Origin of the sequence: Streptomyces sp. NPDC003038 (assembly GCF_040611115.1) — a bacterium.
In the GTDB taxonomy this organism is placed as follows: Bacteria; Actinomycetota; Actinomycetes; order Streptomycetales; family Streptomycetaceae; genus Streptomyces.
In genome coordinates, this window is the sequence record NZ_JBEXNN010000017.1 from 52,557 (window position 1) to 72,466 (window position 19,910).

Sequence of the window (19,910 nt, forward strand, 5' to 3'; positions counted from 1 at the left end):
CGTCCTCAACCACGGATTAGGGTGGAGCGGTGAAGGCAGACCAGTACGTGACGGTGGCCCGCGAGGGCGCGCACGAGTCCGAGATCAACCGCTCGCGCTTCCTGTGCTCGCTCGCGCCCGCCGCGACCGAGCGGGAGGCGCAGGACTTCGTCGCGCGCATCCGCAAGGAGCACCCCACCGCCACGCACAACTGCTTCGCCTACGTCGTCGGCGCCGACGCGTCCGTCCAGAAGGCCAGCGACGACGGCGAACCCGGCGGCACCGCCGGAGTCCCCATGCTGCAGATGCTCATGCGCCGCGACATCCGCTACGCGGTCGCGGTGGTCACCCGCTACTACGGCGGCGTGAAGCTCGGCGCCGGCGGGCTGATCCGGGCCTACGGCGGAGTCGTCGGCGAAGCCCTCGACGCACTCGGCACCGTCACCCGGCGCCGCTACCGGCTCGCCACCGTCACCGTCGACCACCAGCGGGCGGGCAAGACGCAGAACGATCTGCGCTCCACCGGCCGGACCGTCCTCGACCTGCGCTACGGCACCGCGGTGGAGATCGACATCGCCCTCCCGGAGGCGGAGCTGTCCGACTTCGAGGCCTGGCTCGCCGACAGTACGGCGGGCAGTGCCACCCTCACCCTCGGCGGAGAGACCTACGCGCCCTGAGGGAGGGGTTAGCTTAGAGGGGTTCATCGAGCGGGAGACGACCAGGGGGAGACGGTATGTGCGGCGGGACCGGCGAGTGAAGTTCCTGCACACCTCCGACTGGCACCTCGGCCGGTCCTTCCACCGCGTGAACCTGCTCGGTGCCCAGGCGGCCTTCATCGACCACCTGATCGCGGCCGTCCGCGAACACGAGGTCGACGCCGTCCTCGTCGCCGGTGACGTATTCGACCGCGCCGTGCCGCCGCTGCCCGCCGTCGAGCTGTACGACCGGGCCCTGCACCGGCTCGCCGACCTCGGGGTGCCGACCGTCATGATCTCCGGCAACCACGACTCCGCCCGCCGGCTCGGGGTCGGGGCCGGGCTGATCGACCGGGCCGGGATCCACCTCAGGACCGACCCGGCCGGCTGCGCGGACCCCGTGGTGCTGGCCGACGTACACGGCGAGGTGGCGCTGTACGGGCTGCCGTACCTGGAACCGGCTCTGGTCAAGGACGAGTTCCATACGCGGAAGGTGAGCCACGAGGCGGTGCTGGGCGCGGCCATGGACCGGATCCGGGCCGACCTGGCCGGCCGCGCCCCCGGCACCCGCTCCGTCGTCCTGGCGCACGCCTTCATCACCGGCGGGCAGGCCAGCGACAGCGAGCGCGACATCACCGTCGGCGGGGTCGAGGCCGTGCCCGCCTCCGTCTTCGACGGGGTGGACTACGCCGCCCTCGGCCACCTCCACGGCTGCCAGACGATCAACGAACGGGTCCGCTACTCCGGTTCCCCGCTGGCCTATTCCTTCTCCGAGGCCGACCACCGCAAGACCATGTGGCTGGTCGACCTGGGCGCGGAAGGGGAGATCGTGAGCGCCGAGCGGATCGACACCCCCGTCCCGCGGGCACTCGGGCGGCTGCGCGGCAGGCTGGACGACCTGCTGGAGGACCCGGCGTACGCCGCGTACGAGGACTCCTGGGTGGAGGCCACCCTCACCGACCCGGTCCGGCCCGAAGACCCCATGGCCCGGCTCGCCGCGCGCTTCCCGCACACCCTCAGCCTCGCCTTCGACCCCGAGGGCCGGGCGGAGCAGTCCGGCGCCTCCTACGCCCAGCGGCTCAAGGGCCGCAGCGACCAGGAGATCGCCGAGGACTTCGTCGCCCACGTGCGCGGCGGCGGCCCCGCCGACGAGGCCGAACGGACCGTGCTGCGGGGCGCCTTCGACGACGTACGCGCACAGGACGCCCGCCAGGAGACCCACCGATGAGGCTGCACCGGCTCAAGGTCACCGCCTTCGGGCCGTTCGCCGAGCCCCAGGAGATCGACTTCGACGCGCTGTCCGGCGCGGGGATCTTCCTGCTGCACGGGCCCACCGGCGCCGGGAAGACCTCCGTCCTCGACGCCGTCTGCTACGCGCTCTACGGATCCGTGCCAGGCCCCCGCCAGGCCCCCGGCACCAGCCTGCGCAGCGACCATGCCTCCGCCGACACCCCGACCGAGGTCACCCTGGAACTGACCGCGGGCGGACGCCGGCTGGAGATCACCCGGCGCCCCGAACAGGACCGGCCCAAGAAGCGCGGCACCGGCACCACCAAGGACAAGGCCCAGAGCCGGCTGCGCGAGCACACCGGCGAGGCGTGGACTGCCCTCAGCAAATCGCACCAGGAGATCGGCGAGGAGATCGAGCAGCTGCTCGGCATGAGCCGCGAGCAGTTCTGCCAGGTCGTGCTGTTGCCGCAGGGGGAGTTCGCGAAGTTCCTGCGCGCCGACGAGGCCGCCCGCGGCCGGCTGCTGGGCCGGCTCTTCGACACCCGCCGCTTCGCCGCGGTCGAAGCCCTGCTCGGCGAGCGCCGCCGGGCCGCCGAGGCCAAGGTGCGCGCCGGCGACGAGAGAGTGCTCGGCACCGCCCAGCGGCTCGCCCAGGCCGCCGGGGACAGCGCCGACCTGCGGGCCTGGCCGATGCCCGGCCACCAGCCGGGCGATCCAGGGCTCGCCGAGGCCGTCCGGGCCTGGGCGGCCGTCGCGCGGTGCGCCGCCCGGGAGCAGCTGACGGTCGCCGAGTACGCGCTGGCCGCCGTCGAGGGACGCCATGCCGCCGCCCGGCGGGCCGCCGAAGACGCGCGGGAGCTCGACCGGTTGCAGCGCCGGCACGCGGAGACCGCCCGCCGGGCCGCCGCGCTCGCCGAGGCGGAGCCCGAGCGGCAGCGGGTGCGCGCCCTGCTGGACCGGGCCCGGCGGGGCGCCCTGGTGGCCCCCGCGCTGGAATTGCGCGGCGCGGCCTCCGCCGCCCACCTGGCCGCCGCGCACGCGGAGACGGCCGCCCGAGCCGAACTCCCGCCGCCCCTGGCAGAGGCCGGCATCGAGCAGCTGGCCGCCGTCGAACAGCGGCTGCGCGAGGACCTGGGGGCGGTGGGCGCCGCCCACCGCGCCGAGCAGCGCAGCGCCGAGATCGGCCGCGAGCGGGCCAACCTGGAGCGGGAGGCCCGGGCCGCCGAGGAGCAGCACCAGGAGTCCGCCGAGTGGCTGGAGCACTGGGAGACGACCCGCGCCGGGCTGCAGGAGCGGGTGGAAGCCGCCCAGCAGGCGGCGACCCTGGCCGAGCAGCTGGCCGGGCGACTGGAACCCGCCCGGATGCACCTGAACGCCGCCAGGCGCCGGGACGCGCTGGCCGCCGACGCGGAGCTGGCCGCGGGCGAACTGCTCCGCGTGCGCGAGGAGTCGACCGCCGCCCGGGAGCGCTGGCTGGAGCTGAAGGAGGCCCGGCTGCGCGGAATCGCCGCCGAGCTGGCCGAGGCGCTGGTCGCGGGGGAGGCGTGCACCGTGTGCGGGTCCGCGGAGCACCCCGCTCCGGCCCGCCCGGCCCCCGGCCACGTGGACCGGGCCGCCGAGGACGCCGCCCACGCCCTCTTCGAGCAGGCCGAGGAACGCCGGGCGGCCGTCGAACGCCGTCTCGCCGCCGCCGAGGAGGCCCACACCGAGGCGGCGGCCGCCGCCGGGGACGCCACCACCGAGGAACTGCTCGCCCTGACCTCGGACCTGAGCTCCCGCCACGCCGCCGCCCACGCCGCGGCCGCCGGACTGCACGCCGCGCGGGAGCAACTCGCCCGCGCCGAGCGGGAGCACGCCGTGCGCAGCGCCGACCGGCTCGACAACGAGCGCCGGGCCGCCGCCCGGGCTTCCCGGCGCGAGGCCCTGGACCAGGAGCAGGCCTCGTTGGAGGCGGAACTCGCGCTGGTACGGGGCGACGCGCCCACGGTCGCGGCCCGCGCCCGGACCCTGGAGGACCGGGTCCGGATGGTCTCCGCGGCCGCCGCCGCGCTGCGCCGGGCCGAGACGACCGCCGCCCGGCTGAAAGAGGCCGACGACCAGCTGGCCGACGCCGCTTTCAAGGCCGGCTTCGACACCGTCGAGGCCGCTGCCGACGCGGTCCTTCCGGAGTACGAACGCACCGCGCTCCAACACCGGTTGGACGCCTGGCAGGCGGAGGAGGCCATGCTGGCGGACCGCCGCCGCGAGACCGGCACCGCCGAAGCGGCAGCCCTGCCTCCGGCCGAGCCGGATGGAGCCGAGGCCTACGCGGAGCAGGCCGCGGCGAAGCTTCGGACGGCAGGCTCGGCCTTCGACGCGGCCCGGGTCCGCTGCGCGGAGCTGGACCGGCTCTCCCGTCAGGCCGAGGAGGAACTGCGCGCCCTGGGCCCGCTGCGCGAGGCGTACGAGCGGGTGGCCCGGCTGGCCGGACTCACCGCGGGCACCTCCGCCGACAACGAGCGCAAAATGCGCCTGGAGGCCTACGTGCTGGCCGCCCGACTGGAGCAGGTGGCCGCCGCGGCGACGGTACGGCTGCTGCGCATGTCCGGCGGCCGCTACACGCTGGTCCACTCCGACGCCAAGGCGAGCGGACGCGGGCGCTCCGGCCTCGGCCTGCACGTGGTGGACGCCTGGACCGGCCGCGAGCGGGACACCGCCACCCTGTCGGGCGGCGAGACCTTCTTCGCCTCGCTCGCCCTCGCGCTGGGCCTGGCCGATGTCGTCACCGACGAGGCGGGCGGCATGCGGCTGGACACCCTCTTCATCGACGAGGGCTTCGGCAGCCTCGACGACCAGGCGCTCGACGAGGTCCTCGACGTACTGGACTCGCTGCGCGAACGGGACCGCAGCGTCGGCATCGTGAGCCACGTCGCCGACCTGCGGACCCGGGTGCAGGCGCAGTTGGAGATCGTCAAGCAACGCGGGGGCTCGGTGGTGCGCCACCGTACGGCGGCGCTCACGGACTGAGCGGCCTGCGCGGGAGCGGCGAGGAGTACACGATGCTCGTCGTCACCGAGCCGAGGCCGGAGATCCGGCCCGTGACCTCCTCCAGGTGCGCCATCGACCGGGCGGCGACTTTGAGTACGAAACAGTCGTCGCCGGTGACGTGGTGGGCCTCCAGGATCTCGGAGGTGGCGTCCAGGAAGTCGTGGAACGGCTTGTAGTTGCCGTGCGGGTAGCGCAGCCGGACCAGCGCCAGGATGGCTTTGCCGAGCCTCTCGGGATCCACGACCGCCGTGTAGCCGGTGATGACGCCCGCCTCTTCCAGGCGGCGGACCCGCTCGGTGACGGCGCTCGCGGACATCGACACCGCCCGGGCCAGCTCGGTGAAACTGGCGCGCCCGTCCCGCTGGAGGACTTCAAGGATGCGCCAGTCGGTGGCATCAGGGGAATAGTCGGTCATGGGGCAGGTCTAGCAGGGGATTCCCCGGCAGGACAAGGAGAAGGCCGGGGAAAACCGCTTCCGGAGTCGATCAACGAATCGTAGATTTCCTGCCATGACGACGACGCAGATACAGATGCAGACGCGGAGCACCACCGCCCCCGCTACGGCCGCGGCCCCCGCGAGTTCCAACCCCGTGCTGCGGGTGCCCCCGGCGGCTCCGGCCGCGGCCGCCGCGTACTTCGCCGCGAGCCTCGCCTTCCACGCGGACGTGTCCGATGTCGCCGCCGCCTTCAAGGCCCACCGCGAGCAGGGCGCCGAGCTCGGCTTCCAGCTGATCGACTCCCGCTCCACCCCGTCCTGGGACCAGGCCCACGTACCGGGCGCCCTGCACCTGCCCACCGCCCTCATCCCCGAGCAGGCCGAGCGGCTGCTCGACAAGAACGTCCCGGTGGTGACGTACTGCTGGGGTCCCGGCTGCAACGGCGGCGCCCGCTCCGCGCTCGCCCTGGCCGAACTGGGCTTCCAGGTCAAGGAGATGCTCGGCGGCATCGAGTACTGGATCCGCGAGGGCTTCGAGGTCGAGACCTGGCAGGGCAAGCAGCGGCGCGCCGAGGCCGACCCCCTGACCGCGCCCACGGACTCGGACGACTGCGGTTGCTGAACGGCGGAACGCTGAACGGCTGAACGGCTGAACGGCTGAACGGCTGAACGCCTGCACGGCTGCACGGCTGCAGGCCTGCACGGCCGGACTGCCGGACGGCTGATCGGCCGGTCGCCGGAAACGCGGACGGGCCACTCGCATCCCGCAGGGGCGAGCGGCCCGTCCGCCGTCTCAGAGCTTCGACAGCTCGTCGACCAGATCGTCCAGCCCCAGCGAGCCCTGCGACAGCGCCGCCATGTGCCAGGCCTTCAGGTCGAAGGAATCGCCGTGCGCCGCCCGTGCGTTGTCCCGGCCCAGCAGCCAGGCGCGCTCGCCCAGCTTGTACCCGATCGCCTGCCCCGGCATGGACAGGTAGCGCGTCAGCTCGCTCTCGATGAAGTCCGCCGGCCGGCCGCTGTGCAGGCCGAAGAACTCCTGCGCCAGTTCGGGCGTCCAGGTCCCGCCCGGGTGGAACGGCGAGTCCGCCGGGATCCGAAGACCGAGGTGCATGCCGATGTCCACGATGACCCGGGCCGCGCGCATCATCTGGCAGTCCAGGTAACCCAGGCGCTGCTCGGAGTCCTTGAGGTAGCCCAGTTCGTCCATGAGCCGCTCCGCGTACAGCGCCCAGCCCTCGGCGTTGGCGCTGACGATGCCGACGGTGGCCTGGTAGCGCGAGAGCCGGTCCGCGACGTGCGTCCACTGCGCGAGCTGGAGGTGGTGGCCCGGGACGCCCTCGTGGTACCAGGTGGAGACGAGGTCGTACACGGGGAAGCGGGTCTGGCCCATGGTCGGCAGCCATGTGCGGCCCGGACGGGAGAAGTCCTCCGAGGGCGAGGTGTAGTAGGGGGCGGCGGCCCCGCCCGGCGGCGCGATCCGGGACTCGACCCTCCGTACCCGCTCGGCGAGCTCGAAGTGGGTGCCGTCGAGGTTCTCGATGGCCTCGTCCATGAGCCCCTGCAGCCAGGCCTGGACCTCGTCGACGCCCTCGATGTGGGTGCCGTGCTCGTCCAGGTGCTTGAGCACCTCCCAGGGGCCGGCGCCCGGGAGGATCCTGGCCGCCTCGGTCTTCATCTCGCCGAGCAGCCGGTGGTACTCCGACCAGCCGTAGGCGTACGCCTCGTCCAGGTCCAGGTCCGTGCCGTTGAAGTACCGCGACCAGCGGGCGTACCGCTCGCGGCCCACGGTGTCCGGCTTCCCCTCGACGGCCGGGGCGTACACCGCGCGCATCCAGTCGCGCAGCTCGACGACGGAGGCGGTCGCACCGGCGGCGGCCGCGTCCAGCTCGGAGCGCAGGGCCGCGGGGCCACCGGCGGCGAAGTCCTCGAAGAAGGGCGGCTCGTCGCCGTCCTCGCCGACCCAGGTGGTGAGCTGGCCGATCATGGTGGCGGTGGGGCGCGGGCCACCGTACAGCCCGCGGTCCAGGCCCAGCTGGAGGCTCTCGCGGTAGCCGGTGATCGCCGCCGGGACGGCGCGCAGCCGCTCGGCGATCGCGGCCCAGTCCTCGTCGGTGTCGGCGGGAGTGAGGGTGAAGACCTCGCGCACGCTGTGCACCGGGGAGTGGATGTTGCTGACCGCGCGCAGGTCCTCGTCCGCCTCGTGGATGGCGAGCTCGGCGGTGAGGCGTTCGCGCAGCAGGCGGGCGCAGCGGCGCTCGGCGTCGCTGTCGGCGCCGGGCAGCCGCTCGGCGGCCTCCAGGCGGGCGAGGGTCGTACGGGACAGCTCGGCGGCCGCCGCGCGGCCGGCCGGGGAGAAGTCCGGGAGCTTGCCGGAGCTCTCGGCGATACCGAGGTAGGTGCCCGTGATCGGGTCGATGGCGATGAGGTCGTCGACGTAGGCGTCGGCCACCTGGCGGGGCAGCCGGGCTGCGCTGCCGCTGTTGAGGGTCTCTGACATACGGCCCATCTTCGTATGTGGGACGGGTCCACGTCATCACCGTTCGCTGTCAGCCTGCTGACGGATGGCCGGGGCAGATGTGGCCTCGCGACCGGCGGGTGCCGCGACGGACGGCCGACCTCTGTTCCCACGGGCGTCCCGACGTTCCCGGCCCGTGCCGGCGGCGGCCGGTCCGCGGGCGGTACGGGTGCACCGCCCGCGGACCGGTGGGGCGTCGGCCGCCTCCGGCTTTCAGGTGCCGTGCAGCCGCCGCGCGGGTCCGGCGAAGCTCGCCGTGGACAGGCCGGGGAGGGCGTGGACGCCCCGTGCGCGCCGCTCAGCGCTGGTGCCTCGCCGGGAGCTCGCGGGGGAGTTCGCCGGGGAGTTCGCCGGGGAGTTCGCGGACAGGGCCGCGCGAGCCCTCGTACGGCGCTCGCGAGCCGACCGGGGTGGCGTCCAGCCGGGCCGTGATCACCAAGGTGCCTTCCTCGATCTGGTAGTCGAGGGGAAGGCCGAGGTCGCGCATGGCGGCGACCATGCCGGTGTTGGAGGCCTGGGTGACGGCGTACACGCTGTCGCACCCGGCCTCGACCGCCATCGCGATGAGCCGGCGCAGCAGCTCGGAGCCGATGCCGCGGCGCTGCCAGTCGTCCTCGATGAGCAGCGCGACCTCGGTCTCGTCGCCGTCCCACAGCAGGTGGCCCAGGGCGACGAGCTTGCCGGACGCGGTGGTGGCGGCGAGAGTGCGGCCGAAGCGGGGGCTCAGCAGGTGGCCGAGGTACCGGTCGGCGTCGCTGACGGGGCCGTGATAGCGCAACGACAGGGTGCGCTCGGAGCAGCGGTCGTGCATCGCGCGGGCCGCCGCCTGGTCGGACCCGTCGGCGCGGCGGACGGTGATCTCGTTGCCCTCGGGCAGGGTCAGTACGTCCTGGCTGCGCGGGACCCGGTGGCCGAGGCGGGCGTCGAGCTCGACCAGGGCGCGGGCCCGGGCGAACTCGGTCGGGGTGAAGGGCAGGTAGGGCCGCTCCACGGTGATCGCGCCGCCCGAGGGATCGCGCAGCCGCATGACGGTGGCTTCCAGCACCCCTTCGACCGGGGCGTCGGCACCCGCGTTGGGGCGGCCGGAGAGGGTGGTCGCCGGGATCGAGTGGATGGTGCAGCGGCCGAGCAGCTGACGCAGCGCGAGAGGGAGTTCGGCGGCGTCGAGCGCGGTACGCGTGGCCAGGCCGAGGACGCGGGTGGGGGTGTCGACGAGGTCGTGCGCGTCGGCGCGCTCGATCCAGGTGCTGTGGCCGCCCGCCCGGGCGATGGCGCGGGTGAGGTCGGCGGAGGGCAGCTGCTGCGGGGCGCGCAGCAGGAACTCGTCGACCGTGCCGCCCTCGGGGAGGGGATGTGTCTGGAGGGTCAGGATGTCGACGCCGTTACGGGCGAGGGCGATGCAGACGGCGGCCAGGGATCCGGGCTCGTCCCGTACGGTCGTCCGCATCCGCCAGAGGGCGGCGGTGGTGGCGGTGGCGGTGGCCGCGCCGGTCGCGCCGGGCGCCGCGGCGGTGCCGGTCGGCGTGGCCGTACCGGTCACCGTACCGGTCACCGCGGCCCGGGGCGCCGGCGGATCCGAGGGCGCCGGCGGATCCAAGGGCGCTGTGCTGCGGGGCGGCGGCGCATGGCTGTGACGCCGGGCCCACCACGTGTGGAAGGCGGCGGTGACCAGGAGTGCGACGGCCGAGGCGATCAGCAGCACCCGGCCCCTCGGACCGTGCACGACGAGGTTGGCGATGGCGTCGGCGACCGCGACGGCGCAGAAGAGCGCGGCCAGTTCGACGACGTCACGGCGCCAGTGGTGGTGGGGACGGTGGGCGGACGCGGGGTTACGGTCAGTCATGCATCCCACTGTGACGCAGGGGTGTTGCGTGATCACGAACGATCTGTGACCGACTGGTTAAGTCTCGATCTGGCCGGTTTCACCCAGTTGTCCGGATCATTGCTGGAACTGGCCCACCCGGCCGGGCTGAAGCGTCGTGGCGAAGAGTACGCTCCCGCCCTGGCGCCGCAACCGGACGGTGAGTTCGCCGCTGTCCCCGTCGATCTCGACCTCTCCGTAGTACGGGGGGTTCTCGGACGGTGACATGTTGGCGACCGGAGCGGACTGCACGTACGCCGTCCGCGGGCCGAAGGTGGCGTCGAGTCGCCCGGCGGGGAAGCCGCCCGCGCCGACCGGGCCGGAAACGAACTCCCAGAACGGCGCGAAGTCGGTGAAGGCTGCCCGCTCGGGGGCGTAGTGGTTCGCGGCCGTGTAGTGGACGTCGGCGGTGAGCCAGACGGTACCGGTGATGCGCTGGTGCTTGATGTGTCGCAGGAGTTCGGCGATCTGGAGCTCACGGCCCAGCGGGGCACCAGGATCGCCCTGGGCGACGGCCTCGAAGTTCGCGGCCCCGTCGGGGACCACGATGCCCAGCGGCATGTCAGCGGCGATGACCTTCCAGGTGGCGCGGGAGCGGGAGAGTTCGCGTGTGAGCCAGGCCAGTTGCTCGGCGCCGAGAATGCCGATGGGGTCCTGCGTCTGCGTGCCGGGGGAGTTGGCGTTGCGGTGGGTGCGCATGTCGAGCACGAAGACGTCGAGCAGCGGGCCGTACCGCATCACCCGGTACATCCGGCCCTCGGCCCGACCGCCGCGCAGGTCGGTGACGGGGAAGTATTCGCCGAAGGCCCGGCGGGCGCGTGCGGCGAGGATGTCGACGTCCTTGACGGCGTAGCGGGGGTCGTCGACCAGCTGGCCCGGATACCAGTTGTTGCGCACCTCGTGGTCGTCCCACTGGGCGAGGACGGGGACCTGGGCGTTGAAGTCGCGCAGGTTGCGATCGAGCAGGTTGTAGCGGAAGTTCCCACGGAACTCGGCGAGGGTCTCCGCGACCTTCGCCTTCTCCTCGGTGGTGACGTTGCGCCAGACGCCGCCGTCGCGCAGCGGGACGGAGGGGTGGATCGGCCCGTCGGCGTAGATCGTGTCCCCGCTGAAGAGGAAGAAGTCGGGGTCGCGCAGCCGCATCTCCTCGAAGACGCGGTAGCCGCCGAGGTCGGGGTTGATGCCCCAGCCCTGCCCCGCCAGGTCCCCGGACCACAGGAAGCGCACGTCGTGGCGGCGGGAGACGGGGGTGGTGCGGAAGGCGCCCCGGACCGGTTCACCGCTGCGGCGCGGGTCGTCGGGGTCGGCGAGGACGACCCGGTAGTGGATCTGCCGGCCGGGCGGGAGGTCGCGCAGGACCGTGGTGCCGGTGAAGTCCGTGGACGGGTCGAGCAGGGGGCCGCGGTGGCGGCGTACCCCGTAGCGGAACGATTCGCTCGGGGAGGTCTCGACGTGCATGCGCGCGGGACGGTCGGAGCGCGTCCAGACGGTGGCCGAATGAGCGGTGATCTCGCCGGACTGGACGCCCCACAGCGCGCTCGGGCGACCGGAGCGGACGAAGGCGGGGGCGCCGAGGAGGGGACCGGCCAGGAGAGGGCCGGCCAGGAAGGGCGCCGCCGCGCGGGCGGGCGTGGTGAGGGCGGCCGTGGCCAGCGCGGACGACAGGGCGAGGGAACCGCCGATCAGGGATCGTCGGGTGTGCGGCATCGATGCCATCGGTGTGTCTCCAGGGGGGGCGGCGAGGCGGGTCGGACCAGCGTGCCGCCGCACACCGGCCCGCCCGCGTCTCCCACGCGAACCGGGGGTGAACAACCGTCAGCCGCTCAGGCCGCGGGGCGGTGGGTGGCCCGCTCAGGCCGCCAGGCGGTTGGTGCTCCGCACCGTGTCCAGGACCACCCGGGCGACGAGCGCCGGATCGTCGCTCATCGGGACGTGTCCGCAGCCGGGCAGCCGGACCAGTCGGGCGCCGGGGACGGTGTGCTTCGCGCGCACGCCCTGACGGCGCAGCAGCAAGCGGTCGCGGGTGCCCCAGGCGATGGTGACCGGCAGGCCGGGTACATCGTCGGTGAACCGTACGGAACCGCCCGCGGCCAGGGTCTGTTCGAAGCCGGTGGCATCGCGCAGGGCGAGGGTCTCGGCGACGACGGCGCCCGGCGTACGGCGGGCCGGGCGGGCATAGATGGTGCCGGTGAGGGCGGTCCGCCCGGCGGCGCTGCGCGAGAGACGCTCCAGGACGGGGCGGGGCAGGGCCTTCGCCCCGGTCCGCATCGCGAGGAGGGTGGCGAAGGCGTAGCGGCGCTCGGCCTCCGTCCAGAATCCGGCGGGAGAGAGGGCGGTGACCGAGCGGGCGAGGTTGCTCCGGCCCATTTCGAGCGCGAGCAACCCGCCGAGGGAGTTGCCGGCGACGTGCGGGCGCTCGACACCGAGGGCGGCGCAGAGCGCCCCGAGCGCCGGGGCGACGGTGGCCAATCCGTACGGAACACCCTCGGGCAGCGGCTGTGAGGCACCGAAGCCGGGCAGATCGACCGCGATGACATCGTGGTCGGCGGCCAGGATGTCGGTCACCGGATGCCAGGCCTGGAGGTGATGGCCTATGCCGTGCAGCAGGAGAAGCGGTTCGCCCGAGCCCTTGCGCTCGTAGGCGACGGTGGCGGTGCGGGGGCCCAGCGGCGAATCGATCGTGAAGGAGACCGTGGCGGTCATGCTGCTGCTCCTCGTCGGGGGACGGTGTGAGACAGGCTGTCAGGAGAACCACCGCCATGACTACCGTCCGGTAGCACTTGGCTACAAGCCTTCAGGACACACGAGAACATCCCGTGAACGGCTTGATACATATGCCCGATCTGCCCGGCAAGGGGTGAGCATTGGTCTTGACCAAGGGGGTGCGCCGTCCTATCGTCGCAGGGATAGTGCAAGAACCTTTCATAAACAAAGGCGCGGAACTGCCGCTGGAACACGGCGAGTGCAGCGATGGCAGGAGGAGTCAGGGTGGGGACCACGCAGCTCGAAACGGTGCCGGAGCCGAAGTACTGGCACCTCAAGACCGTCCTCAGCGAGGCGCTCGACCAGGACTTCGCCGTGGGCGAGGTCCTGCCGAACGAGCGTGAACTCGCCGCCCGCTTCGGAGTTGCCCGCGCGACCCTCCGTCAGGCCCTGGAACAGCTCGAACTCGAAGGCCGCCTGCAGCGCCGCCGCGGAGTCGGCACCACCGTCGCCCCGCCGCGCGTCGGTGTCGCCGTCGGAAGTGCGCAGCACAGCTGGCCCGGTGAGAGCGTCGACGGCTGGGAGCCGGTGGACGCGGCCGAGGCGCTGCCGCCCGCCGCGGTCCTGAGCCTCCTCGGCACCGGTACGGGCGGCTTCGCCGCCGGCGAGCCGGTCCACGTGGTGCGCCGGACCCGTGTCACGCAGGGCCAGGTCGTCGCCGCCGAACTGCTGTACGTGCCGACCGCCTCCGTGCCCGGTCTCCCCGCCATCGAGGCCCCGGCGGGACCCGCCCGCGCCCGCGCCGTCCTGCGCGAACTCCAGCGGCTGGCCCTGGACGGCCAGGACCGCTCGGTGGAGCTCGGCTCCGCCCGCGCCGACGACGCCAAGGAGCTGGACCGCCTGCCCGGCGCCCCGGTGCTCCTGGTCACCACGCGTTACTTCACCGCCGCGGGCACGGCGGCGGTTTCGGTGGCGACCTATCGCGCCGACACTTGCCGCCTCACCTTCGGTGACTCGGGGAACGTCGAGATCACCCACGAACCCCGCGTCGCCTCCTGACCCGGCCAACAGAAGCCCGACCGGCGGAACCCGGGTAGCAGAACCGGGGTAGCAGAATCCCGGGCAGCAGAACCGGGGGCCGTCGGGCACGGTTGCAGCGCCTGATTGCGGGTGCGGGCTTCTGGTTCCGCGCAGAGGGCTGCCTTCGGTCGGCGCTCATCGGCGCACGGCACTTCCCGGGCGAGGTCTGTGGCCCGGTGGCAGAGGAGGGCCTCTGCTGCCGTCGGCACCGGCCCTCGGTCGCCCGCAGGGGACCTGCGCCCGGTGGGTGCTGGGCGGGTGCCAGGTTCTGCCCTTGGGGGCCGGTGTTCAGCTGCGGCCGACCGGGGCGCACTCCCTTCGCCGGTCGGTGGCCTCGGCCCTTGGTCGCCCGCCGGTGACCTGCGCCCGGTGGGTACTGGGCGGGTGTCAGGTTCTGCCCTCGGGGGCCAGCCTTCGGCTCCGGCCGACCGGGGCGCACTCCCTCCGCCGGTCGGTGGCCTCGGCCCTCGGTCGCCCTCATCGGCGCACATTCCCGGCCGGTGGCCGTGCCTCCGTGGCAGCGTCCGGTCCCGCCTCCCGGCGTACCGCATCCGGCTCGAGTCCCGTGGTCCGGTGGTGGCGTGAGGCGTCCGCCCGCACCCCGGATGACGGCCTGCGGTCTCGCTCATGGGGCGGCGCCCGTACGGGCGGGGTGGCCGTGCGTTGCTGACCTTGAGGCGGGCGCTCCTACCGCAACGCGGCGAGGTCCGAGCCCGGCGAACCGGGTCGGCTTGATCCGGTGGGCAGAACCATCTGGTCGTCCGCGGGCGCTTGAGCCTGCGGGCAACCGGCCGGTGCCCGCATCGCTTCGGGCCGTGAAGCCGCCCCGCCCACCCCGCCCCATGAGCCGGGCCCCGCGCACACACCGGCCGTGGCCGTCAGCACGTGCGGCGTATCCCCTCGACCGGCCGTCCGCCGGTGAAGGGCCGCCGCGGCGGCGAAGACGGAGGCCGGACGCCATCCTCAGCGGCTGCGGGCCGTGACTGTCTTTTCCACCGCGAACAGCTCTTCCTCAACGTGGTCCATCGCGAGCCGGAGCGCCCCCGTGGCCACCGCGGCTTCGCCGAGCAGGGACAGTACGACCCGCGGCGGGCGCAGGCAGTAGCGCTCCAGCTCCCGGCGCAGCGGTTCCAGAACGCCGTCCAGGCCGGCCGCCCAGCCGCCGACCACCACCAGCTCGGGATCCAGCGCCAGAACCAGCGCCGCCACGTCGTGCACCAACCGCTGCAGGAACCGCTCCACGGCGGCCACCGCCCGCTGGTCGCCCCGCTTGGCCATCGCGAAGACCTCGGCGACCGCCGGCTCGTCCAACGGATGCAACGGTTCCCCGGTGGTCGACAGCAGCTTCTCCGGCGTGACCTCACGGCCCAGCAGATGCAGCGCACCGATCTCTCCGGCCGCTCCGCCGAAGCCCCTGTGCAGCCGGCCGCCGATCAGTGAGCCCGCGCCGGGGCTCAGCCCCGCCATCACGAAGACGATGTCGTCGGTGTCCCGTGCGGCGCCCTTCCAGTGCTCGGCGACCGCCGCCGCATTGGCGTCGTTCTCCACCTGTACCGGGCAGCGGAACGAGCGCCGCAGCCGCTCCCCGAGCGGCAGCCCGGTCCAGCCGGGCAAGGCCGTCCCGAGCCGGACCGTTCCGTCGGCCTCCACGATCCCGGGGCTGCCGACCCCGACCGCCCGGAGGGAGTCCCGCGGTACCCCGGCCCGCCGCAGCAGGTCGGCGACCGCCGCCCGCACCCGTTCTAGCCGTTCGTCGGCGGACGCCGCCTCGGCGACCTCCTTGGTACCGGCGCCGATCACCCGCCCGTCCAGCCCGGACAGCAGCACCGCGACCCGATGGGAGCCGATCTCGATGCCGAGCAGGTGGCCCGCTTCGGCCCGGAACCGGAACCGTCTGGCCGGTCGCCCCTGCCGCCGTGCGCCTTCCTCCGCGTCGGCCTCGACGACGAGCCCGGTTCCGATCAGCCCCTCCACGACCCCTTCGACGGTCGGTCGGGACAGCCCGGTCACCCGGGTGAGGTCGGTGAGTGTCGGCGATTCGGCCGCGCGCAGCGCCCGGAGCACCACGGCTGAATTGATCCGCCGGAGCAGAGAGGGGTCCCCGCCGGTCAGCTGCCCCAACGTGTGTCCTCCCAGCTGGCTAGCCCGTCAGGCGGATCGTACTGCGCACCCGGTGCGGCGGCGAGAAGCAGCCCCCCATAGGCCGGAAACACCCCTCCTCTCAGGCCGGGGCGACGAAGCCCGACTCGTACGCCATGATCACCGCCTGGGTGCGGTCGCGTGCACCCAACTTCGCCAGAATCGCGCTCACATGGGACTTCACCGTCTCCGTGCCGACGATCAGCTCAGCGGCGATCTCCACATTGGTCAGTCCCCGCGCCATGAGCCGCAGGACCGCCTCCTCCCGCTCGGTCAGTGCGGCCCGCCGCAGCACGGTCCGCGCCTGCCGGTTCCCGTACTCCGCGGCCAGGGCCCGCACGGCCGCCGGGAAGAGCAGCGTCTCGCCCTCCGCCACCAGCCGTACCGCGTGCACGATCTCCGACGGCTTGGCCCGCTTCAGCAGGAACCCGTCGGCGCCGGCCCGCAGTGCCTGGTAGACGTACTCGTCGTTCTCGAAGGTCGTGACCACGATGATCTTCGGCGGGGAGTCCACCGTGCGCAGCACCGCCCGGGTCGCCTCGATCCCGTCGAGCAGCGGCATCCGCACATCCATCGCCACCACGTCCGGCCTCAGCTGCCGTACGAGGGGGACGACGGAAGCCCCGTCGGCTGCCTCACCCACCACTTCGATATCGGGCTGGGCGTCCAGGACGGCACGTAGACCCGCGCGCACCAGGGGTTCGTCATCGACGAGCAGTACGGTAACCGGCATCCGGTCAGCGTATTCGGTCCAGCGGGAGCCGGGCGTGCACTCTCCAACCGCCCTCATACGGCCCGGTCTCCGCCTGGCCGCCCAGCAGTGCGGCCCGCTCCCGCATCCCGCGCAGGCCACTTCCGCCGCCGACCGTGACGGCGGGCCGCTCCGGCAGCGGGTTGGTCACCTCCAGGTCCAGCCGGCCCGCGGCCATCTCCACGCGCACCTGGACCGGTACGGGCCCGCAGTGCCGCAGCACATTGGTCAGGGCCTCCTGCAGGATGCGGTACCCCTCCCGGGTGACCGGCCCCGGCAGCTTCTCCAGGGCGCCGGTCAGCCGGGCGTCCACCAAGGCCCCGGAGGCCCGGGCCGACTCCAACAGGCGGTCGGCCTCCGCCAGCGTCGGTCGCTTCGAGGGAGGCTGCGCCGACTCCCGCAGGACGAGCAGGACCCGCTCCAGATCCTCCAGTGCGGCCCTGCCCGTCTCTTCGATCGCCTTGAGCGCCCGGTCCGTGAACTCCGGGTCGCCCGCCGCCCGCGCCGCCCCCGCCTGCACGACCGCCACGGTCAGCGCGTGTCCGATCGAGTCGTGCAGCTCCCGCGCCATCCGGTTGCGCTCCAGCAGCTGCTCGGTTCGAGCCTCCAGCGCGGTCAGCCGCTCCGCCGCCGAGGGGCCCAGCAGCCGCTTGGCGATCGCGGTGATCACGTCGCCCAGCAGGACCACGACGGTGATGAGGACGACCAACGGCACCGGCGCGAGCAGGGCCGCGGCCCAGCGCGGCAGGGTGAAGGGCACCACCGGATCATCCGTCAGCAGATGCCCGAGCGCCGCCGCGATGAGTTCGACCGTCATGGCCGGCAGCCATACGGTCGCGAACATGGCCGCTCCCGAGATGACCAGCCGTATCTCCAGCCACAACACCGTCCGCCACCGGTCGCCCCAGAGCACCGCCGGCGCCGTGCTGATGCTGCCGTCGGCGGAGCCTCGATCTTCCGGGGTCAGCAGTAACTGGGCCTGCAGCCCTTCGGCCAGCCGCACCCAGGGCAAGAATCCGAACGGTATGACGATCAGCAACGGCATCCACGGCCACGTGGGCATGATGAACATCCAGATGGCCAGCAGGAGCAGCGGAACGCACAAGTGCAGCCAGCGCGAATACGTCACCGGGAGGAACGGGGCACGGAGCAGTCGGTACATGCCTCCATCGTGACAGCGCCCAGGTCACGGGCGTCTCCCCCACGTGGGGGAGACGCCACCCTCGCATGGGGGAGGAAGGAGGGTGGGCCCGGCCGCGAATCTTGAGACATGAACCGCATCGAGATCCGAGAACTGACCAAGGACTACGGCACCACCCGTGTCGTGGACCACCTCACCTTCGATGTCCTGCCCGGTCGGGTGACCGGCTTCCTGGGTCCCAACGGCGCCGGAAAGTCCACGACGATGCGGCTGCTGCTAGGTCTGGACCGGCCCACCTCGGGGACGGCGACCATCGGCGGTCGCCGATTCACCGAACTTCAGGACCCGTTGCACGAGGTGGGAGCCCTGCTCGATCCGCAGGCCGCCCACGGCGGGCGCACGGCCCGCGATCACCTCCTCATGCTCGCCGTGAGCAACAGGATCCCGGTGAAGCGGGTGGAAGCGGTCCTGGAGCAGGCCGGCATAGCTTCGGTGGCCCGGCGGCGGGTCAAGACCTTCTCGCTGGGCATGCGTCAGCGGCTGGGCATCGCCGCGGCGCTGCTGGGCGATCCTGGTGTCCTCTTGCTGGACGAGCCGACCAACGGTCTCGACCCGCAGGGCATCATCTGGATCCGCGAGCTGATGCGCGGCCTCGCCGCCGAGGGGCGTTCGGTCCTCGTCTCCAGCCATCTGATGGCCGAGACCGCCTCGTTCGTCGACCACCTGGTGGTGCTCGGTCAGGGCAAGTTGCTCGCCGACACCTCGATAGCGGAGTTCATCGACGCCCGCAGTACCCCGCGCGTGCGGTTGCGGACCTCAGACCCGGTCCGCCTGCGGGCAGCGCTGGCCCGCGACGGCTTCGAGCTGGTCGTGGCCGAGGGCGGGCGCTGGACCGTCGAGGGCATAGGGGCCGAGGCGGTCGGGGCTCTCGCGGCCCGTGAGGGCGTCCCGCTGCTGGAGCTCTCCGACGAGCGGGCCTCGCTGGAAGAGGCATATCTCGATCTCACGGCCGACCGTGCCCAGTTCTCCTCTTCCGCAGCCTGAACCGCCCCCCTCGTCCCCCATCGTCCCCGCCCTCTTCCCTGCCCGTACCCAGCTCACCCGGACTGGAGGCCCTGCCATGAGCGCAGCCGCCCTGCCCACCATCCCCGTCCTGTACTCGGAATGGATCAAGATACGGTCCGCCCGCTCCGTCCTCGGGTCCCTCATCGCAGTCTTCGTCGCCACCGTGGGCATAACGGTCCTCACGGCGGCGGTGATCGGCACGGCGCAGGAGGACGCGATGGGGGACGATCCGCTACTCGCGGCCTTCTACGGCATCAACTTCGGGCAGATAGCCGCCATCGCGTTCGGTGCCACCGCTCTGGCCGGTGAGTTCCGGGACGGAGCCCTGCGGGTCTCGCTCACCGCCGTGCCGAACAGGACTCGCCTCTACCTCGCCAAGGTCGCGATGATTGCCGGGCTCGCCTTCCTCGTCGGGCAGGTCAGCGGGCTCATCACCTTCCTGGCCGGGCAGGCCTTCATGGGCGACTACGCTCTCGCCCTGGGCGACCCGGGCGCCCTGCGGGCGGTCTTCGGCAGTGGTGTCTACCTGATGCTGATCGCGCTGCTCTCGGCCGGGCTCACCGCCCTGGCGCGCAGCGGCACCCTGGTGATGTGCCTGCTCATACCCTTCCTCCTGATCGTTCCGTTCGTGGTCGGTCAAGTCGTGGGCGGAGCGGGACAGTTCATGCCCGACCGGGCCGGCCAGATGGTGATGCGGATGGAGGCGCAGGGTTCGCTCGGCCCCTGGACCGGGCTCGGGGTGGCCGCCCTGTGGTCGCTCGCGGCGCTGGTCGCCGGCTGGGCCGCGGTGCGCCACCGCGACGCGTGATGCCGCGCCAGTTGTCAGTGCACCTCGGAATACTGACGGTATGACCACGGCAGAGCATCTCGACACGATCGATCGGCTCCGGGCGCGGGAGTTCCCCACCGAGCGGGGCGGGTCCGGCGGACGGACCAGCGGCCCGGGCTACCACCTCGTCCAGCTCGGGCGGACCAGTGACTTCTGGGACGACGACGGGTCGGGACGGGCGGAGGCGGCCGATCAGATCGGCGCCGAATGCGGCGCCCTCGCACAGGCCCTGACCGGCCGGTGGGGGGAGCCGCAGATGTTCAGCCTGACATCCGTGTTGGACCGGGTCTTGGAGGGGGAGGCGATACCGCAGCCGTGGCATGAGATGAGCAATACCACCGACCATCTCCGTCTGTGGCGGGTCGAGGGCCAGTGGCTGGTCGCCTACGTGGCGCAGTGGGACGCCGAGGGACCGTACCTGCTGATGGCCGGAGTCACCGTGGTCGACCCGCCGTAGGA

The 19,910-nt window shown here is 73.0% G+C and carries 16 protein-coding genes; 8 read left to right on the plus strand and 8 right to left on the minus strand.

Going from position 1 to position 19,910, the window contains the following annotated elements; genetic code table 11:
• The first annotated feature begins 29 nt into the window (after positions 1-29).
• The 3 genes from ABZX75_RS21555 to ABZX75_RS21565 all read left to right on the plus strand — a co-directional run bounded on the left by ABZX75_RS21555 (position 30) and on the right by ABZX75_RS21565 (position 4,910).
• Positions 30-656, plus strand: coding sequence for a YigZ family protein (locus ABZX75_RS21555; RefSeq protein WP_355412841.1), 627 nt, complete (start codon positions 30-32; stop codon positions 654-656).
• A 76-nt stretch (positions 657-732) separates the two neighbouring features.
• Entirely contained in the window at positions 733-1,902 is a 1,170-nt protein-coding gene (locus ABZX75_RS21560) for an exonuclease SbcCD subunit D (protein WP_355412843.1), read from the plus strand.
• Positions 1,899-4,910 (plus strand): SMC family ATPase, encoded by a 3,012-nt coding sequence (locus ABZX75_RS21565; protein WP_355412845.1) that lies wholly within the window; start codon positions 1,899-1,901, stop codon positions 4,908-4,910. Before ABZX75_RS21560 ends, ABZX75_RS21565 begins: the two co-directional genes overlap by 4 nt.
• Here ABZX75_RS21565 and ABZX75_RS21570 read toward each other — a convergent pair.
• The gene (locus ABZX75_RS21570; protein ID WP_355412847.1) at positions 4,900-5,346 is read right to left on the minus strand and encodes an Lrp/AsnC family transcriptional regulator; all 447 of its coding nucleotides are present in this window, start codon (positions 5,344-5,346) and stop codon (positions 4,900-4,902) included. The two genes, ABZX75_RS21565 and ABZX75_RS21570, sit on opposite strands and share 11 nt — an antisense overlap.
• A 115-nt stretch (positions 5,347-5,461) precedes the next feature.
• Here ABZX75_RS21570 and ABZX75_RS21575 point away from each other — a divergent pair, with 115 nt between their 5' ends.
• Positions 5,462-5,989: a rhodanese-like domain-containing protein gene (locus ABZX75_RS21575; protein ID WP_355413025.1), complete on the plus strand. Its 528-nt coding sequence runs from the start codon at positions 5,462-5,464 to the stop codon at positions 5,987-5,989.
• Between the two features lie 171 nt (positions 5,990-6,160).
• Here the strand turns inward: ABZX75_RS21575 and ABZX75_RS21580 are convergent, their stop codons facing one another.
• From ABZX75_RS21580 to ABZX75_RS21595, 4 genes are all read right to left on the minus strand, one after another.
• Positions 6,161-7,864 carry a DUF885 domain-containing protein gene (locus ABZX75_RS21580; RefSeq protein WP_355412849.1) on the minus strand — a complete coding sequence of 568 codons (1,704 nt, stop codon included), beginning with the start codon at positions 7,862-7,864 and terminating at the stop codon, positions 6,161-6,163.
• Between the two features lie 316 nt (positions 7,865-8,180).
• Positions 8,181-9,725, minus strand: a complete 1,545-nt coding sequence (locus tag ABZX75_RS21585; protein WP_355412851.1) for a GNAT family N-acetyltransferase — start codon at positions 9,723-9,725, stop codon at positions 8,181-8,183.
• Between the two features lie 96 nt (positions 9,726-9,821).
• On the minus strand, positions 9,822-11,459 hold the full coding sequence (locus ABZX75_RS21590) for an alkaline phosphatase D family protein (RefSeq protein WP_355412853.1): 1,638 nt from the start codon (positions 11,457-11,459) through the stop codon (positions 9,822-9,824).
• 135 nt (positions 11,460-11,594) lie between these two features.
• Positions 11,595-12,446: an alpha/beta fold hydrolase gene (locus tag ABZX75_RS21595; RefSeq protein WP_355412855.1), complete on the minus strand. Its 852-nt coding sequence runs from the start codon at positions 12,444-12,446 to the stop codon at positions 11,595-11,597.
• A gap of 285 nt (positions 12,447-12,731) precedes the next feature.
• Here ABZX75_RS21595 and ABZX75_RS21600 point away from each other — a divergent pair, with 285 nt between their 5' ends.
• Complete coding sequence (locus ABZX75_RS21600) at positions 12,732-13,505, plus strand: GntR family transcriptional regulator (RefSeq protein ID WP_355412857.1); 774 nt, start codon at positions 12,732-12,734, stop codon at positions 13,503-13,505.
• A gap of 984 nt (positions 13,506-14,489) precedes the next feature.
• On the opposite strand, the gene ABZX75_RS21605 is transcribed toward ABZX75_RS21600, so the two are convergent.
• From ABZX75_RS21605 to ABZX75_RS21615, 3 genes are all read right to left on the minus strand, one after another.
• Positions 14,490-15,647 carry an ROK family transcriptional regulator gene (locus ABZX75_RS21605; protein WP_355412859.1) on the minus strand — a complete coding sequence of 386 codons (1,158 nt, stop codon included), beginning with the start codon at positions 15,645-15,647 and terminating at the stop codon, positions 14,490-14,492.
• A 100-nt stretch (positions 15,648-15,747) separates the two neighbouring features.
• On the minus strand, positions 15,748-16,398 hold the full coding sequence (locus ABZX75_RS21610; protein WP_355412861.1) for a response regulator transcription factor: 651 nt from the start codon (positions 16,396-16,398) through the stop codon (positions 15,748-15,750).
• Positions 16,399-16,402: 4 nt separating this feature from the next.
• Positions 16,403-17,578 carry a histidine kinase gene (locus tag ABZX75_RS21615; protein ID WP_355412862.1) on the minus strand — a complete coding sequence of 392 codons (1,176 nt, stop codon included), beginning with the start codon at positions 17,576-17,578 and terminating at the stop codon, positions 16,403-16,405.
• A 108-nt stretch (positions 17,579-17,686) separates the two neighbouring features.
• Between ABZX75_RS21615 and ABZX75_RS21620 the strand changes: the two genes are divergently transcribed.
• From ABZX75_RS21620 to ABZX75_RS21630, 3 genes are all read left to right on the plus strand, one after another.
• Complete coding sequence (locus ABZX75_RS21620) at positions 17,687-18,601, plus strand: ATP-binding cassette domain-containing protein (RefSeq protein ID WP_355412863.1); 915 nt, start codon at positions 17,687-17,689, stop codon at positions 18,599-18,601.
• A gap of 76 nt (positions 18,602-18,677) precedes the next feature.
• Positions 18,678-19,430 (plus strand): ABC transporter permease, encoded by a 753-nt coding sequence (locus ABZX75_RS21625; protein ID WP_355412864.1) that lies wholly within the window; start codon positions 18,678-18,680, stop codon positions 19,428-19,430.
• A gap of 40 nt (positions 19,431-19,470) precedes the next feature.
• Positions 19,471-19,908, plus strand: coding sequence for a hypothetical protein (locus ABZX75_RS21630; RefSeq protein ID WP_355412865.1), 438 nt, complete (start codon positions 19,471-19,473; stop codon positions 19,906-19,908).
• The last annotated feature ends 2 nt before the right edge of the window (positions 19,909-19,910 follow it).